The organism is Pseudoclavibacter sp. CFCC 13796, assembly GCF_008831185.1.
Taxonomy (GTDB): Bacteria; Actinomycetota; Actinomycetes; order Actinomycetales; family Microbacteriaceae; genus Pseudoclavibacter_A.
Genome location: NZ_WBKD01000001.1, coordinates 1,642,692 through 1,659,536 on the forward strand (window position 1 = coordinate 1,642,692; position 16,845 = coordinate 1,659,536).

The 16,845-nt window shown below is 64.7% G+C and carries 15 protein-coding genes and 1 other RNA gene; 9 read left to right on the forward strand and 7 right to left on the reverse strand.

The annotated features are described in order from the left end of the window. Positions 1–55: 55 nt before the first annotated feature. The 3 genes from F8O07_RS07390 to F8O07_RS07400 form a co-directional block, all read right to left on the reverse strand. A complete protein-coding gene (locus tag F8O07_RS07390) occupies positions 56–835 on the reverse strand; it encodes an ABC transporter substrate-binding protein (protein WP_192496694.1) in 780 nt (259 codons plus the stop codon). 155 nt (positions 836–990) lie between these two features. Then, a complete protein-coding gene (locus F8O07_RS07395) occupies positions 991–1,734 on the reverse strand; it encodes a ParA family protein (RefSeq protein ID WP_158031433.1) in 744 nt (247 codons plus the stop codon). 40 nt (positions 1,735–1,774) lie between these two features. After that, entirely contained in the window at positions 1,775–3,457 is a 1,683-nt protein-coding gene (locus F8O07_RS07400; protein WP_192496695.1) for a glycosyltransferase, read from the reverse strand. Between the two features lie 206 nt (positions 3,458–3,663). Here F8O07_RS07400 and F8O07_RS07405 point away from each other — a divergent pair, with 206 nt between their 5' ends. The 5 genes from F8O07_RS07405 (at position 3,664) to rnpB (ending at position 7,534) form a co-directional block, all read left to right on the forward strand. Continuing rightward, positions 3,664–4,200 carry an ECF transporter S component gene (locus F8O07_RS07405; protein ID WP_158031434.1) on the forward strand — a complete coding sequence of 179 codons (537 nt, stop codon included), beginning with the start codon at positions 3,664–3,666 and terminating at the stop codon, positions 4,198–4,200. Positions 4,201–4,323: 123 nt separating this feature from the next. Next, positions 4,324–5,235 (forward strand): FKBP-type peptidyl-prolyl cis-trans isomerase, encoded by a 912-nt coding sequence (locus F8O07_RS07410; protein WP_158031435.1) that lies wholly within the window; start codon positions 4,324–4,326, stop codon positions 5,233–5,235. Between the two features lie 53 nt (positions 5,236–5,288). Beyond that, positions 5,289–6,233 (forward strand): hypothetical protein, encoded by a 945-nt coding sequence (locus tag F8O07_RS07415; RefSeq protein ID WP_158031436.1) that lies wholly within the window; start codon positions 5,289–5,291, stop codon positions 6,231–6,233. 46 nt (positions 6,234–6,279) lie between these two features. Next, positions 6,280–7,092, forward strand: coding sequence for a Nif3-like dinuclear metal center hexameric protein (locus tag F8O07_RS07420; protein ID WP_158031437.1), 813 nt, complete (start codon positions 6,280–6,282; stop codon positions 7,090–7,092). A 58-nt stretch (positions 7,093–7,150) separates the two neighbouring features. Beyond that, positions 7,151–7,534, forward strand: an RNA gene (gene rnpB, locus F8O07_RS07425) — RNase P RNA component class A. 55 nt (positions 7,535–7,589) lie between these two features. Here the strand turns inward: rnpB and F8O07_RS07430 are convergent. Beyond that, entirely contained in the window at positions 7,590–8,411 is an 822-nt protein-coding gene (locus tag F8O07_RS07430; protein ID WP_158031438.1) for an ROK family protein, read from the reverse strand. 2 nt (positions 8,412–8,413) lie between these two features. Next, positions 8,414–9,295: a type I methionyl aminopeptidase gene (gene map / locus F8O07_RS07435; protein ID WP_158031439.1), complete on the reverse strand. Its 882-nt coding sequence runs from the start codon at positions 9,293–9,295 to the stop codon at positions 8,414–8,416. Positions 9,296–9,348: 53 nt separating this feature from the next. On the opposite strand from map, the gene F8O07_RS07440 reads away from it, so the two are divergent. The 3 genes from F8O07_RS07440 to F8O07_RS07450 all read left to right on the forward strand — a co-directional run bounded on the left by F8O07_RS07440 (position 9,349) and on the right by F8O07_RS07450 (position 13,995). Continuing rightward, positions 9,349–9,534: an SPOR domain-containing protein gene (locus F8O07_RS07440; protein WP_158031440.1), complete on the forward strand. Its 186-nt coding sequence runs from the start codon at positions 9,349–9,351 to the stop codon at positions 9,532–9,534. A 137-nt stretch (positions 9,535–9,671) separates the two neighbouring features. Next, complete coding sequence (gene glnA / locus F8O07_RS07445) at positions 9,672–11,009, forward strand: type I glutamate--ammonia ligase (protein WP_158031441.1); 1,338 nt, start codon at positions 9,672–9,674, stop codon at positions 11,007–11,009. A 16-nt stretch (positions 11,010–11,025) separates the two neighbouring features. Next, positions 11,026–13,995 carry a bifunctional [glutamine synthetase] adenylyltransferase/[glutamine synthetase]-adenylyl-L-tyrosine phosphorylase gene (locus tag F8O07_RS07450; protein WP_158031442.1) on the forward strand — a complete coding sequence of 990 codons (2,970 nt, stop codon included), beginning with the start codon at positions 11,026–11,028 and terminating at the stop codon, positions 13,993–13,995. A gap of 118 nt (positions 13,996–14,113) precedes the next feature. On the opposite strand, the gene glnA (F8O07_RS07455) is transcribed toward F8O07_RS07450, so the two are convergent. Then, positions 14,114–15,538 carry a type I glutamate--ammonia ligase gene (gene glnA / locus F8O07_RS07455; RefSeq protein ID WP_158031443.1) on the reverse strand — a complete coding sequence of 475 codons (1,425 nt, stop codon included), beginning with the start codon at positions 15,536–15,538 and terminating at the stop codon, positions 14,114–14,116. A gap of 142 nt (positions 15,539–15,680) precedes the next feature. Here glnA (F8O07_RS07455) and F8O07_RS07460 point away from each other — a divergent pair, with 142 nt between their 5' ends. Beyond that, entirely contained in the window at positions 15,681–16,100 is a 420-nt protein-coding gene (locus F8O07_RS07460) for an RDD family protein (protein WP_158031444.1), read from the forward strand. Here the strand turns inward: F8O07_RS07460 and F8O07_RS07465 are convergent. Then, positions 16,091–16,798, reverse strand: coding sequence for a DUF4191 domain-containing protein (locus F8O07_RS07465; RefSeq protein WP_158031445.1), 708 nt, complete (start codon positions 16,796–16,798; stop codon positions 16,091–16,093). The genes F8O07_RS07460 and F8O07_RS07465 overlap by 10 nt on opposite strands. Positions 16,799–16,845 lie beyond the last annotated feature (47 nt).

The window sequence follows — 16,845 nt, forward strand, 5'->3', positions numbered from 1 at the left end:
GTGGCCGAGATGGGTGTGCGACACATCATCGTGTCGCACACCCATCGGGCACAGATCAGGCAGTCGCCTTCACACCGTACTTGTCGAAGATCGACTGCAGCGTTCCGTCGCTCTGAATGCGCTTGAGCGTCTTGTTCACCGAGTCGAGCAGCTCGCTGTTGCCCTTGCGCACGGCGATGCCATACGACTCACCGGTCGGAATGGTGGCGACCATCTGCAGGTTGTCGAAGTTCTTCAAGTGCTCGCTGGCCGGCGCCACCTGATCGATGAGCACATCGAGCGACCCGTTGCTGACCTGTGTCGCCGCCAGCGTGGCGTCTTCGAACCCCTGCGGCTGCAGACCCTTGCCGGTCACATACTCCTGACCCGTTGTGGCATCCTGCACGGCAATGGTGTGCGTGCCGTCGAGCGCCTGATCTGCCGAGGTCACCGAGCTTCCCTTCGGCACGACGACGGCAAGGTCGTCGTGGAAGTAGGGCTCAGAGAAGTCCATCTTGGTCTTGCGCTCGTCGTTGATCGTGATGGCACTGATCGCGATGTCACACTTCTTGTTGTCGAGATCCTGCCCGGACTGCAGACCTTCGAAGGCGGTGTTCACCTGTTTGAGGTCGACGCCGAGGTCTTTCGCGATCTCCGACGAGATGTCGGCGTCGATGCCGACGATCTTGTCGCCCTCCGGGCGCTCGAAAGGCGGGTACTGCGCCTCGGAGCAGGCAGTGAGCGACGCGCTGTCGATGAGTTTGGAGTCGCCTGCAGTGCTGGTGCATCCGCTCAGGGCGAGACCGCCGACTGCGGCCAGTGCGACTGCGGCGACGAACTTCGAACGTGTTCTCATGGGCTTATGCCTCATCTCTTCGGCTGCGCACACCTTCGTGCGCGCAGAGTGACGGGCAGAGTCGTGCACGAGTACGCGCAGACTCCGCAAAACTGACTCTTCATCGTAACCAACAGGATGTTTCGATCTCGTATCATCCGCGGAGTGCCACGGGTTCAGTGCTGAGAAACGATGCCTTCGACCGCCGCCCAGAGGTCGCTGTAGGCCTTTGCTGCGGGGGAGTGCGGCGCGAACGTCGCGACAGGTGCACGGCGCAGTCCCATCTGTTCAACGATCGACGTCGACGGCACCACCACCGGCACGATGCGCGGGTCGAGACCGGGGAGCTCTTCGATGGCGGTGGCCTGTGCTTTGCGCCGGCGATCGGCCATCGAGAAGAATCCGAGGATCGGCGTCCGTGCGTCCTGCATCTGCACCAGGTCGGCGACCTGATCGAACGCACGCAACGACAGCGCCGCAGGAACTAGGGGAACAACGATCGCATCCGCCGCATCGATCACGTTACGGGCGACCAGCGAGGCCCCTGGCGGAGAGTCGAGAATGACGGTGTCGTAGCTCTCGCTCAGGCGTTTGAGCACTCGATGCACCCTGCTGGTCGACTTCTTCGCGTCTTCCAGATGCAGGTCGAGGTCGCGATACGATTCGTCTGCGGGCAGCACGTCCAACTGTGGATAGTCGGTCTGCCGGATGCTCTTGGCGACGTCTCCGTCTCCGCGGATGAGCCGGTCGACGCCGCCTTTGACCTTCGGTTTGACCGAGAGCAGATACGTCGTGGCGCCCTGGGGGTCGAGATCCCAGAGCAGCACGCGTCCCTGCTGGCTGGCGAGCCATGCGAGGTTGACCGCAGTGGTCGTCTTGCCCACGCCGCCTTTGGTGCTGTACACCGCAATCGTCTTCATGCGGCACATCTTAGTGTCGTGAAGTGAACGAGAACCTCTGTCAGGCGGCGCGCGCGGTGATCTTCGAGATGTCGATCGACTGCGTCTGCGGCGCGGCATGCGTCGCCATGGATGCGTGGGTCGCCTTCTCGGTCACATCGAACGATTCGCGGTAATGCCCCAACAGCAGCTGTGTCTGCGAAGTGAGCGCCGACAGCGAGTTGAAGACGATGCCGGTCACCGGCATCAGCACCCACTGCAGAATCATCCCGAACGAACGCATGCGGCCGTACCGAGCAGGCCGCTTCGGCAGCATGTTGAAGCCCAGCCACATCATCAGCAGAATGCCCAGCAGGGCGACCTGCTGCACGGTTCCGACGATGAACGGGAGCTTGAGCACCAAGGTGTCCATGAATTCGGCACGCATGCTCATGACGAAGGGAATCCACGCGCCGAACGCGATCAGGGGAGCGATGCAGGCGAGGCTGACATGGCTGTCGAGCAGCTGAACGAACCGAACCATGTCTTTGAGCAGCGGAGTGCCGGCGGTGCGCCCGAAGACGCGCACGCCAACATAGGGAACGTCAGAGGCACCGTACGACCAACGCTTCAGCTGCTTGAACTGCGCCTTGATGGTGCGGCCATACGTCTCTGTCAGCACGGCGTCCTGATAGATCGGCACGTGAATGCTGATGACCTTGTAGTCGCCGTTGAAGTGGAAGTAGCTGCGCCAGTACTGGTGGCCGTCCTCGACGATCGTTCGCGTGCTCCAAAAGTCCATCTCGACGAGAGCGTCGAGGGGCTGTGAGTGCGAGGCGAAGTTGCGCAGAGAGAGCGGACGCATCGAGCTGATCAGGTTCCAGAACGTGTTGCCGTTGGCGATGACGCGACTCGGCGCAGGAGCATCCCAGATGTTGCCCAAGAACAGCGAGATCGGCTGGAACGACATCCGTTTGCGCTCGGGATGCACGATGTACTCGTAGCTTACGTAGTCGAAGTACGAGGGGAACGGCACGTTGTCGCAGTCCAGAGTGGTCACGACGACGTCGGAGTACTCGAGCCCGCTCTCATCGACGATCTGCTGCAGGCGGCGACCCGCGAACGTGATGTTCGCGCCTTTGCCAGCCATTTCACCAGGCAGCAGCTCGGCGGGGTGGCGCACCAGTTCGAAGTGACCGAACCGATCGCCGAATTCGCGCTGCACGCGCTTCGCGGTGAGCTCCATGCCTTGGCCGCCTCGCTCTTCGTACGCGAAGAGCACGATGAGACGGTCGTTGTCATACGTGGTGTCTGCCAGCGCCTGGAACGTGGGTGCGATGACCTCATAAGGCTCGTTGTAGGCCGCCACGATGACGGCGTTGCGCAGCTGCGAGGGCTTGGGGAAGAGCCCGGGATTGGCAGCCGCTGCAGCGAGGTTGCGCTGGTGACGACGCAGCTGGAAGGCACCGCGCGGCTCGTCGATGACTGCGGCCTCGGGCCGCTCGAGCAGTGCGAGGCGCTGCGCCCAGTCCACGTCTTCGGCCGATTCCATGCGGGCGTTGCCGATCATCATCTCGGTACCCGAACGCACGGCTTTGAACAGCATCATGAGCACGATGACGAGCAGGCCACACGCTGCGACGACGGGGCTGAAGAACGAGATGACCACCAAACCGAGCAGGGTGCCATAGCTCAACAGTGCAGGAAGCATCTCGAGAAAGCGGTACCCGCGGGTCCGCTCTCCGGCTGGAAGCTCGTTGTCCATGACGTGTCATCCTCTCGACGCGCCTCTGAATTGAGGCACTAACCATACTGGTGTGACTCTTGACGCCGCTCAACGCGGTTTGGTAACGAAACCGCATCGATCGTGTCCGCGGTTCTGACCGCGTTGTCGAACTGCACGTCAGCGGCTCCGGACAGCAGGCAGGATTCCCCGGTCAAATCGGCGCTGCAGAGACTAGAATCACCCCTATGCCACGCCTCAACACCAGAATCCTGCTCAGCTGCGCGGCCATCGGCGTCGTCACCGGGCTGCTCTTCATGGTGACAGGGGGGCTCCACATCATCGTCATCACGATTGCCCCTTGGGCATACGGCGCTCTCATCGGGATGTACTTTCTGCCCGGGGCGATCGCACAGGGCACATACCGGCTACCGCTGGTCGGGCTCATCACGATCGTGCTGGCCGGCCTCCTCACCGCGATCTCGCCCATTCAGTCTCTGGGATGGGCGGTCTTTGCCTACCTCGTCATGATCGGCGTGCTGCAGGAGCTGCCCTGGGCGGTGACCGGGTACAGACGACGCACCCGCACCGGAGCCGTCATCGGCTCGCTTGTCTCCGGAGCTCTGCTGGGACTGCTCTTCGCACTGGTGTTCCAGGGCAAGACCGGGTCGGTCTGGCTCGATGTCGCCCAGGCTGCCCTGACAGTCGTCTCGGTGCTGCTGTTCACCCTGTTGGGATGGGTGATCGCGAAGGCGCTGCACCGCGCCGGCGTCGGTCGGGCCTGAGATCGGCGGAGTACAGGCGTGTACCGTCTCGCGAGTCTTCGACGCCACACCCGACTCTGCACACCAGAGCCCTGTCATACTGTTGGGGTGCGGCCGAATCCGGCTGCGGGAAAGGATCACTCTGTGAAGAAGCTGTTCGCCACCGCCGCTGCGGTCGCTCTCATGATCGGGCTCGCGGGCTGCTCCGTCCAGAACGACAGCGTGGCACATGCCGTCACGGTCAGCGGCGACTTCGGCTCAGTGCCTGAGGTCACGTTCGACACTCCGCTGAAGGCCGACGACGTGCAGAAGAACGTCGTGATCACCGGTGACGGAGACAAGATCTCCAAAGACGACTTCGTGTCTGTGCGCTTTGCGCTCTACAACGGCTCTGACGGCAAGCAGTACACGAACGATTCCAGCTGGCAGCAGACTATGTCGCTCGACTTCTCACAGTATGATCCCGCACTCGGTGCTGCGCTCGATGGCGTGCCGCTGAAATCGCGCGTTGTGATCACGGCGAATGCGGCGAAGCTCTTCGGCAGCGATGCGCTCAACGGCAGCAGCATGGATCCGGCTCAGCCGCTGGTCGCCGTGTTCGATCTGGTCGAGAAGACCGTCACCGATGACCAACCGACTCGTGACGACTTCGGTGACGCCGACTTCCCCGCGGTGACCTTCGACGACAAAGGCGTTCCCACCGTTGCCGCCGCACAGGGCGACCCGCCGTCAGAGACGAAGATCAAGGTGCTGACGCCGGGGTCAGGCGCAACGGTCTCAGCGAATGATGCGGTGACGGTGCATTACGAAGGCGTGAAGTGGCGCGACGGCCAGCACTTCGACGGCAACTTCGGCTCAGACCCGGCACAGTTCAACGTGAGCGGTGTGGTCAAAGGCTTTCAGAAGGCACTCGTCGGGCAGCAGGTCGGATCAACCGTTCTGGCCGTTGTGCCTCCTGCGGAGGCATACGGAAATGCCGCGGGCAACGCTCTGCAGCATGAGGCGCTGATCTTCGTCGTCAAGATCGAGTCGACGGCTCCCGCCACCGCACAGTGACTCGCACACAGAGGTCCTCCCAGCCGATCACCGCGGGAGCAGCGGCGCCGCCCATGACGACGAACCCCTCGCGTCGCGGCATCGACGTCCGTCTCATCGCGGCTCTGTGCGTCATGCTCTGCACGGCGCTGATCGTCTCAGGCTGCTCGAGCGCCGTCTCCGAAGGCTCGGCGTCCCAGTCGGTGCAGGTCGCCGCAGACTTCGGCTCGGAGCCCGAGGTGCACTTCGACGCTCCGCTGACCGTCGACGGCCTGCAGCGCTCCGTGGTCAGCGCCGGTGACGGGCCCAAGATCACTGATGACACCACCATCTCGGTGAAGGCGAAGATCACCGACGCCGGTGACGGCACAGCGATCAGCGCCGCCGGCTCCTGGCCCCGTGCGTTCACGACGACCGTCAGAGATGCCGAGCCCGGGGTGGCGGAGTCAGTCGTCGGGCTGCACAGCGGCAGTCGCATCGTGGTGACGGGAAAGGCCCGCAGCTTCTATGGCGACGAGCGTCTCGCCGCCACAGGCCTCGATGCCGACCGCGGGCTTGTCGCCGTGCTCGATGTCGACGCTCCGCCGACCGAAGATCGCCGGACACAGCAGAGTCTCGCCGACGACGACTTTCCTCAGGCGACGTTTCAGTCCGGCCGCCCCATCGAGGTGTCCCCAGGCAGCGGCCGTCCGCCACAGACGACGCAGGTCAAGGTGCTCACGCCCGGCACCGGGGCACCGGTCGCCGACAACGACCAGCTGGTCTTTCGCGCGTACACCACCACTTGGGGCCTCGGAGACGTCGTCGGTGACGACTTCGCTTCCGGTGCCTCCTCACGTGCGCTCTCGGCTCTGCCGAAGGGGCTTCATGAGGCGCTGACAGACCAGCCGGTCGGCACGACCCTGATGGCGGTCGTGCCTCCCACTGAGGGCATCCCTGATCAGCTGCCCGAGGCGCTCAGACATGAGACGCTGGTCTTCGTCGTCACGATCGACGGCACCTCCCTCGCCACCAGTTAGCCCGTCCAGCCCTGAAACACCCATCTCGCGCCGTCAGGAGACGCCCATGACCACATCGCTGCAGCAGATCGTCGATGTCGCCGAGAGGCTCTGGCCGCCCTCGTTGGCCGAGGCGTGGGACAACCCCGGACTCGCTGTGGGCGATCGCACGGCGACGGTCACACACGTGCACCTCGCGCTCGACGCCACAGCTGAGACGCTCGCCGAGGCCCGACGATCTGGCGCGCAGATGCTCTTCACACATCACCCCTCGCTCTTTCGCCCGGTGCGCACGCTCGATGCCGCATCCGCCGCCGGCGGTCTGCTCTTCGCAGCCGCTCGCGACGGCATCGCCCTCTTCAGCGCGCACACGAACGCCGACAGCGCGTCTGGCGGTGTGAACGCAGTGCTCGCCGATCTCATCGGTCTGCGAGAGCAACGCCCGCTCGTGCCAGCCGACGACGCGAATGGGGATGCTGGGCTAGGGCGCTTGGGGCGGCTGCCGGCGGGTACAACTTTGGGAGAATTCGCCTCTGACATCGCTCGCGTGCTGCCGTCGACGGCCTCGCAGGTGCGAGTCTCGGGTGACTTCGAACGTGAGGTCAGCACCGTGTCGCTGTGCAGCGGGGCAGGCGACTCGCTGCTGCTGCTGCCGCAGGTGCAGGCCACCGATGTCTATGTGACTGCCGATCTGCGTCACCACGTGACCCTCGACGCGCGTGCCGCAGGCCTGCCCGCTGTCGTGAATCTCTCACACTGGGCCAGCGAATGGGTGTGGCTACCGGTCGCAGCCAGACAGCTTGCGGAGCGCCTGCCGCAGGTGCGTTTCACCGTCAGCGACCTGCGCACCGATCCCTGGGACTTCACGATCGCCCAGTGACCCGTTTCGATGCGGATGCAGAGTTCGGGGCGTCAGGGGAGTAGACTCTTTCGCTGGACGGGATGCTCATGCGATCGCGTGCCAGAGAGATCTGGTCCGAGGAACGTCCGGGCTCCACAGGGCACGATGGTGGGTAACGCCCACCCGGGGCAACCCGAGAGCAAGTGCAGCAGAGAGCAGACCGCCAGCGGCGACCTCGGTCGCAGCTGGTAAGGGTGAAACGGTGGTGTAAGAGACCACCAGTGGGCATGGTGACATGCCCAGCTGGGTAAACCTCATCGGGAGCAAGACCAAGCATGGAGGTGGGCGGCCCGCCTGTACCTCCGGGTAGGTTGCTGGAGCGTGTCAGCAATGGCACGCCGAGAGAGATGATCGCACCCGGTCACGGCACCTCGTGTGTTGCGGCCGGCGACAGAACCCGGCGTATCGAGCATCCCGTCCACACCTCGAATGCACCGGCACAGCATGAGGCCGCCGCATCGCCGGCAGCCCTGCCGTCAGCCAGTGGCGACCACGGCGAACTCCGCAGCCCCGATGATGCCTGCGTTCTGGTTGTACCGGGCGATGTGCACCGGCGTCTGGACGTCGAGATGCGGCAGAAAGAGCTCCGGCGCGCTCGAGATGCCGCCGCCGATGACGAACAGCCTCGGGGAGAACAGCCGTTCCAACGCCTGGTAGTACCGGCTCAGTCGCGCGCCCCATTCGGCGAAGCTGATTCCGTCACGCTCGCGGGCCACCGGCGAGGCCACCCGTTCATAGTCGGGTTCTCCGTCGATCTCGAGATGCCCCAGCTCGGTGTTCGGAATCAGCAGACCGTCTTGGATCAGTGCCGACCCGATGCCTGTGCCGAGCGTGGTCACGATCGTGAGACCGCGTTGGCCGCGGGCGGCGCCGCTGTGGGCCTCAGCCCATCCGGCGGCGTCAGCGTCGTTGACGATCGCGACCGGCACGCCGAACGCGCGGCTGAAGTGGGCCGCTGCGTCGTGACCGATCCACTGCGTCGAGACGTTGGCCGCCGACAGTGTGATGCCGTCGACGACGACAGAGGGCAGCGCGACGCCGATGGGCATCTCGATGTTCCATCCGCCAGCCGCCGCATCACGAGCGGCGACTCCCTCGAGGCCGAAAGTGCCGAGCACCGCCGGCTGCTCCAGCAGAGCGGCGACCAACTGCTGGGCGGCGCTCACCACCTGTTCCGGCGTGGCCTGCTCCGGCGTCTCGACGGTCAGCCGGTCGCTGAGCAGTTCTCCTGTGGTCGTGTCGACGATGGCGGCCTTGATTCCGGTGCCGCCGACGTCGATTCCGATCGCCTGCGCCACGATCAGCTGTTCTCGACCAGCGAGCCGGTCAGGATCTCGGCGCCGTCGGCGTGGATGACGATGGTGTGCTCGAACTGCGCGGTCAGCGACTTGTCGGCGGTGACGACCGTCCAGCCGTCTTTCCACGTCGTCCAGCGCGGGCTGCCGATGGTGAGCATGGGCTCGACGGTGAAGACCATGTTCTCTTCTATGACGTCGGTGAAACGCTCTGGATCGTCGTAGTGGGGGATGATCAGTCCCGAATGAAACTGCCGCCCCACCCCATGGCCGGTGTACTCGCGGACACTGCTGTAGCCGAAGCGCTTGGCGTACTTCTCAATGGTGCGGCCGATCACGGAGACCTGCCGGCCGGGCTTCGCCGCCCGAATGCCGCGAAGCGTGGCCTCAAGCGTGCGGTCGACCAGGTCACGGGCCTCCTGGCTCACCTCACCAACGAAGAAAGTGCGGTTCGTGTCGCCGTGCATGCCGTTCTTGAAAGCGGTCACGTCGACGTTCACGATGTCGCCCTCTTCGAGCACGGTGTCGTCGGGGATGCCATGGCAGATCACCTCGTTGACCGAGGTGCACAGGCTCTTCTGAAACCCGCTGTACCCGAGCGTCGAGGGGTAGGCCCCGTGCGACACCATGTACTCATGCCCGACCCGGTCGATGTGATCGGTGGTGATTCCCGGACGGATCTCGGCGGCGATCGCGTCGAGGGCGCCAGCGGCGATTCGGCTCGACTCGCGGATGCGCTCGATCTCTTCGTCGTTGTAGGTGTCGCCGAAGCCAGTCTCATCGAAGTCTTTGACGTCGACGTAGAACGGGCGTTCGATGTCGGCCGGAACGGTGAGACGAGGAGTATGGAGGCCAGGGATCATATGGCCTTGTGCATCTTTAGGCATGAGGCGATTGTACGCTGAGCAGTGACAGCACCGCAGAAATCACGGAGGAACCCATGAGCGAACAGAAGAACTTCTGGTACAACACGCGCACCGGCCAGGTCGAAGAGGGCCCGCAGTCGCTGGGCACCGACCGCATCGGGCCGTTCGCCACGCGGGACGAAGCCGCCCGCGCGCTCGAGATCGTGGCGGCACGCGCCAAGCAGTGGAACGACGAGGACGCAGCCGACGCCCAAGACTGACCCGGCATCCGTCGGCGGATGCCGTCGCCCTGTTCGCTTGTCGCGTCGCGGCCGATCTCATGCGGCTCGATGGCCTAGAGTTGTCGTGTCACTGCCGCCGCTGCGCGCACCCGGTGTCATCGTGTGAAAGGGTCCCCATGAACAAGCAGATCGACTTCGTGCTCCGCACCATCGAAGATCGCGGAGTCCGTTTCGTCCGGCTCTGGTTCACCGATGTCGTGGGCTCGCTCAAATCGGTCGCGGTCTCGCCGGCCGAGATCGAGGGAGCTTTCGAAGAGGGCATCGGATTCGACGGGTCGGCCATTCAGGGCTTCTCGCGTGTCTCAGAGTCCGACATGCTGGCGTTCCCAGATCCGACCACGTTCCAGCTGCTGCCATGGCGCGGCCAGATCGATCCCACGGCGCGTATGTTCTGCGACATCACGACGCCAGACGGGCAGCCCGCCGCCTCCGACTCTCGCAATGTGCTGCGTCGCACCCTCGCACACGCGGCAGAGAAGGGGTTCTCGTTCTACGTGCACCCTGAGATCGAGTTCTACCTGCTCGAACGCGATTCGGTCGACAACTGGCCGCTGCGTCCCGCCGACCACGCCGGGTACTTCGACAACGAGCCGGGCGGCACCGCGAACGACTTCCGACGCCAGGCAGTCAGCGTGCTGGAAGAACTCGGCATCTCGGTCGAGTACTCGCACCACGAGGTCGGTCCGGGCCAGAACGAGATCGACCTGCGCTACGCTGATGCGCTCACCATGGCCGACAACATCCAGACCTTCCGCACCGTAGTCAAAGAGGTCGGCATCGAGCAGGGTGTGCATGCCACGTTCATGCCCAAGCCCTTCCCGAATCAGCCCGGATCTGGCATGCACACGCACTTCTCGCTCTTCGAGAGCGACAACAACGCCTTCTACGACCCCAGCGGGCAGTACGAGCTCTCGCACACCGCCCACCAGTTCATGGCCGGCATTCTGCGGCACGCGGCCGAGATCACCGCGGTCACGAACCAGTTCGTCAACTCGTACAAGCGACTCTGGGGCGAAGACGAGGCGCCGAGCTCCATCGCCTGGGGCCACAACAACCGGTCGGCGCTGCTGCGCGTTCCGCTCTACAAGCCCGGCAAAGGTCAGAGCACCCGCATCGAGTACCGTGCGATCGATTCGGCGGCGAACCCATACCTGGCCTACTCGTTGCTGCTCGCCGCCGGCCTCAAAGGCATCGAAGAAGACTATGAGCTGCCCGCCGAGGCCGAAGACAACGTGTGGGAGCTCACCCGCACCGAACGTCGTGCCCTGGGCATCAAGGATCTGCCCGGCAGCCTCGAGCAGGCGCTGCAGCTCATGGAAGAGAGCGAGCTCGTCGCTGAGACGCTGGGGGAGCAGGTGTTCAACTACGTGCTGCTCAACAAGCGCAAGGAGTGGCGCGACTACCGTGCGCAGGTCACCGACTACGAGCTGTCGCACAATCTGAACAGACTCTGATCTCGAACGGCCGCTGATGAGTCACGCCCCGACGCTGACACGTCTCGAACTCGCCCGCGTCGGGTTCGCCGAGCCGAGCAGGGCGTTCGATCTGCTGCATGAGCAGCAGACGGCGCTGTCAGACGTCGTCTGCCGACGTCTGACAGCGTTCTCGACGGCCGCAGACCCAGATACGGCCCTCACCGAGTTCATCGGCATCGCCGAGCGTCACCCGGCGGTGCTCGACGTCGACGAAGCGGCGTTCACCCGACTGCTGCGTCTGATCGGCGGATCTCTCGGGCTCAGCGAGTTTCTGCTGCGTGACCCTGCCGAGCTGCACTGGTTCCTGACCCATGACGAGTCGCCGCTGACCCGTGACGAGTACCGTGAGAGCCTTGCCGAAGCCGTCGCTGCCGCTCGATACGAGACGGCGACCGGGGCATGTGCGACCCCGGCATCCGCTGCACACAGCGTCTCGGCTGCCGCACTCGCCCTGCGCACCCGGTACCGACGACACATCGCGCAGCTGGCGCACTGGGATTTCGCCACACCAGACCCCCGCGACGTCGTCGCACGAGTGAGCGTCGCCCTGGCCGATCTCGCCGATGCTGCGATGGATGCCGCCCTGCAGCTCGCCCGTGAGGAGTGCCGTTCGCAGCTGGGAGACCGCGTCGACCACGTGCGCATCGCGGTGATCGCGATGGGCAAGACCGGCGCACGCGAGCTGAACTATCTCAGCGACGTCGACGTCATCTACGTCGCCGAGCCGGTGGACGACGCCGACCCGACCCGAGCTCTGGTGAGCGCCACGCGCATCGTGCAGTCGATGATGCGAATCATCTCGGCGGGCGGCGTCGAACCCGGCCTGTGGGAGGTCGATGCGAATCTTCGTCCCGAGGGCAAAGACGGTGCGCTCGTGCGCACAGTGGCGTCGCATCTGGCCTACTACGAACGGTGGGCGAAGGGCTGGGAGTTCCAGGCGCTGCTCAAGGCACGCGCCATGGCGGGAGACGTCGAGCTCGGTCGCGAGTACATCGACTCGATTCGCCCGATGGTGTGGCGATCGGCTCGGCAGGAGAACTTCGTCGAGTCGGTGCAGGCGATGCGCGAACGGGTGAGCGACCACATCCCGCCCGAGCAGGTGGCCAGACAGATCAAGCTCGGCCCAGGCGGGCTGCGTGACGTCGAGTTCACCGTACAGCTGCTGCAGCTGGTGCACGGACAGCACGACGAACGAGTACGGGCTCGCGGCACGCTGGAGGCGCTGCGCCAGCTCGCCGACAACGGCTACATCGGACGACGCGAGGCCGAGGACTTCGCCCAGGACTACCGCACCCTTCGGGTGTTCGAGCATCGCCTGCAGGTGCGACGCATGCGGCGTACCCATCTCATGCCGACCGATCCCGAAGAGCTCCGCATTCTGGCCCGCTCCAGCAGGCTCGCCGCAGATGCCGACGAACTGCTGACCGTGTGGACCGAGGTGAAGCGCTCGGTGCGCGATCTGCACACCCGCATCTTCTACAGCCCGCTGCTCGCGGCGGTCGCCCGCATCCCCGGTGCCGACTTCCAGCTCACCGAACAGCATGCTCGCGAGCGTCTCAGCGCGATCGGCTATCGCGATCCCGCAGGCGCGCTCGATCGCATCACCGCGCTGACGACAGGAGTGAGTCGGCGCGCCGAGATCCAGCGCCATCTGCTGCCGCTCATGCTCGAGCTGTTCGCCGAGGGCACTGATCCGGATTTCGGGCTGTTGGCCTTCACCCGGGTCAGCGAGTCGATCGGAGAGGCCTATTGGTATCTGCGGATGCTGCGGGACTCTCCGGTGGCCGCCCGCCGGTTCGCTGTAGCCCTGTCTCGTTCGCGCTTCATCGGCGACGCGCTCGCCAGTCAGCCCGAGGCTGCCAAGTGGTTCGACGACGACGACGGAGTGCAGCCGCGCACCTTCGAAGTGATGCGACACGAGATGCTCGCGATCGTCGCTCGGCACCCGAAGGCCGACGACCGAGTGGTCGCGCTGCTGCAGCAGGTGCGTCGCCGCGAAGTGCTGCGGCTGGCCATCTGGAGCGTCGTTCACGAGGTGCCGGCCGAGACCATATCACCGGCCCTCTCCGACATCTACCGGGCGCTGCTGACGGCACTGCTCGAGTGGCTCGATGCCGAAGAGCGGTTCGGCGTGCGCCTGGCGGTCATCGGGCTCGGGCGCTTCGGCGGGGCCGAGATCGGGTTCTCGTCCGATCTCGACGTCATGTATGTGTATGAGGCCGTGCACGAGCGCCCCAACATCCGTGCTGCGGCGCAGGCGCTCGGCAAGGCCGTGCAGGATTTTCGCATGCCGGTCGAACTCGACCTGGATCTTCGGCCGGAGGGGCGCAAAGGCGCCATCGCCCGCACGCCAGAAGGGCTCGCAGCCTACTATGAGCGCTGGGCAGAGCCGTGGGAGCGTCACGCACTGCTGCGGGCGGCCCCGGTCGCCGGCGACCCCGAGCTGCTCGACCGAAGCTTCGCCTCGATCAACGCCGTACGGTGGGAGAGACCCCTCACTCGCGATGACGAGCGCCAGATCAAACGGCTCAAAGCGCGCATGGAATCCGAACGGCTGCCGCGAGGCGTCGACTCGTCACGCCATGTGAAACTGGGTCGAGGTTCTCTCACCGACGTGGAATGGATCGTGCAGCTGTATCAGCTGCGCCTTGCCGCACACGACACGACCGTGCGCACGACGCACACCCTCGCTGCGCTCTCGGCGCTCGAGACCGCCGAGGCGATCTCTCAAAGCGATGCCGAGACCCTGCGCCACGCGTGGCTGCTCGCCTCGCGGGTACGCGACGCCAACATCCTCGCGACGGGCACGGCCAGCGATGTGCTCGCCGAACCGGGCAGCGCCCTAGAGCCCACCGCTCGCGTGCTCGGCTACGCGAGTGGGCAGAGCGCTCGCCTCGACAACGACTATCTGCGTGCGACCCGGCGCTCCCGACGCGTGTTCGAACGGCTGTTCTACGGCGAGTGACCGCTGCAGGTCGCGAGGCACGAAGACGCCGCCGAGAAATGCGGAACGCCGCTGCCTGATCGGCGCCCGGTCGGGCGACACGATCAGGCAGCGGCGTAGCCGTCTGCGAGTTCAGCGATCAGCAGCCGTAGTACAGCTCGAACTCGTAGGGGTGCGGGCGCTGAGCGAGCGGCTTGAGCTCGGTCTCGCGCTTCATCTCGATCCAGGAGCTCAACACCTCGTCGGTGAACACGTCGCCAGCACGCAGGAAGTCACTGTCGGCTTCGAGTGCGTCGAGCACACGGTCGAGCGATCCGGGCACCTGCGGGATGCCCTTGGCCTCCTCGGGAGGCAGCTCGTAGAGATCCTTGTCGACCGGCTCGTGCGGCTCGATCTTGTTCTTGATGCCGTCGAGGCCGGCCATGAGCTGAGCGGCGAAGGCGAAGTACGGGTTGCCCGAGGCATCAGGCGCACGGAACTCGAGGCGCTTCGCCTTCGGGTTGGTGCCGGTGATCGGGATTCGCACGGCCGCCGAACGGTTGCCGGCACTGTACACCAGGTTGACCGGAGCCTCGAAGCCCGGAACGAGGCGGTGGTACGAGTTCACCGTGGGGTTCGTGAATGCCAGCAGCGCCGGAGCGTGCTTCAGGATGCCGCCGATGTACCAGCGTGCGACATCGGAGAGTCCGGCGTAGCCGGTCTCGTCGTAGAACAGCGGTTTGCCGGCGTTCCACAGCGACTGGTGGGTGTGCATGCCCGAGCCGTTGTCGTTGAAGAGCGGCTTCGGCATGAAGGTCGCCGTCTTGCCGTTGCGGTGGGCCACGTTCTTGACGATGTACTTGAACTTGAGCAGGTCGTCGGCTGCGTTGGTGAGCGTGCTGAAGCGGTAGTTGATCTCACACTGGCCGGCGGTGCCCACCTCGTGATGGCTGCGCTCGACCTGCAGGCCGGCGGCGATCAGTTCGGTCACGATCTCGTCGCGAACATCGACCAGTTTGTCGACGGGAGTGACGGGGAAGTAGCCGCCCTTGTACGGGGTCTTGTTGCCGAGGTTGCCGCCCTCTTCTTCGCGGCCGCTGTTCCACGCAGCCTCGTTGGAGTCGACTTCGTAGAAGCTGCGCCCTGACGAGATCTCGTAGCGCACCGAGTCGAAGATGAAGAACTCGGCCTCGCTGGCGAAGATCGCGGTGTCGGCGATGCCGGTCGAAGCGAGGTATTCCTCGGCCTTCTTCGCCGTCTGGCGGGGATCCTTCGAATAGATCTCGCCGTTGCGCGGGTTGAAGATGTCATGGTTGAAGATCAGCGTCTTCTCTTTGCGGAAGGGATCCAGGTATGCCGTGGTGACATCGGGGATCAGCTGCATGTCGGATTCGTCGATGCTCGCGAAGCCACGGATCGAGCTGCCGTCGAAGAGCTGACCGTCGACGAAGTAGTCTTCGTCGACGAACTCGGCAGGCAGATTGAAATGCTGCTGCACTCCGGGCAGATCAGTGAAACGAACGTCGATGAACTTGACGCCTTCGTCTCTGATGTACTTGAGAGCTTCTGAAGAATCTTTGAACATACCTGCGACTCCATGTGCTTTAAGGAAACCCCGGGTGTTCTCCGGAGTGATGAGTTTCAGCGTATGAAACGCTGATTACTCAACGGTATCCCGAATATTTCGCGCATGTTACGAGGCGCGCTCGGTTGGCTAGAATCGTGGGATGCAGAAGAACTCCCCGAATCCGTCGTCAGAATCGATCGATCCCTCATCGGCGGTGCCCAGCGACGCGTTGGCCGGTCTGCCAAGACGACTGCTCGGCCTCGGGCTCGACTGGGGGATCGCCACTCTGATCTCTTGGGCCTTCGCTCATGGCAACGGAATGGTCACAATGGCAGTCTGGGTCGTCATGCAGCTGACCCTCGTGTCGACCTTGGGTATGGGATTCGGGCATCTCGTCTTCGGCATGCGCGTGGTCAACGTCGCCAACGCCGGTCGCCCCGGAGCCCTCCAGGTGCTCATTCGCACCGTGCTGCTCGCCCTCTTCGTGCCAGGGCTGGTGTGGGGCAAAGACGGCCGCCCGGCGCACGATCGTGCAGCCGGAACGGCCGTCGTCTTAGCTGGCAGAACGGCTCAGCGCTGACCCTTGTGGCTCGGGCGCACCTTGTTCGGGTCCATGCCCTTCGGCACGCCGTATCCGTGCTCGAGCGAAGTGAGTCGGTTCGCGACGGCAGCCACCTCGGCACGGGTGAGCCTCGGCTTGAACTTCGCCAGCCGACGATTGATCTGGCGCAGTCGGACAGTGCCGTCTGAGCCGTCTCCGACGACGATGCGGTTGACGTCGATGTTCGGGACGACTCGACGAATCTTGACCTGCTCGTCATTCAGCAGGCGCTGCACGCGAGTGGCGTCTCCCTCGCCGATGAGCACGATGCCCGGGCGACCGATCGCACGATACACGGCATCCTGCGTGCGCGGGTTCACCGCGACGGGCAGCTCGGAGCCCTGCCAGGAGCGCTTCAGCGTCGAGCGCAGCACGGCGCCGACCGCACCGGGCTTGCCCTCGATCTGGGTGTAGGCGACGGCTTCAGCCCGACGCCCGAGCACGATCAGCGCGACCAGGATGCCGGTGAGCAGGCCCAGCAGAATCCAGGCGATCAGTCCGAAGATGTTGTCCCGGCTGATCAGCACGGCGATGACGATGCCCACGGCCAGTGGGCCGAGGAACGCCAGCAGCAGCCAGCCGATCGTGCTTTTGTCGGCTTTCACCGTCATGGTGAGCACCTGCCAGAGCTGCTTCAGGCGCCCTGGTGATTTCGTGGAGGACTTGGTCTTGGACATGCTTTCTAGAATACCGAGAATCGGGGGATGCCGTGGGCACTCCGCAG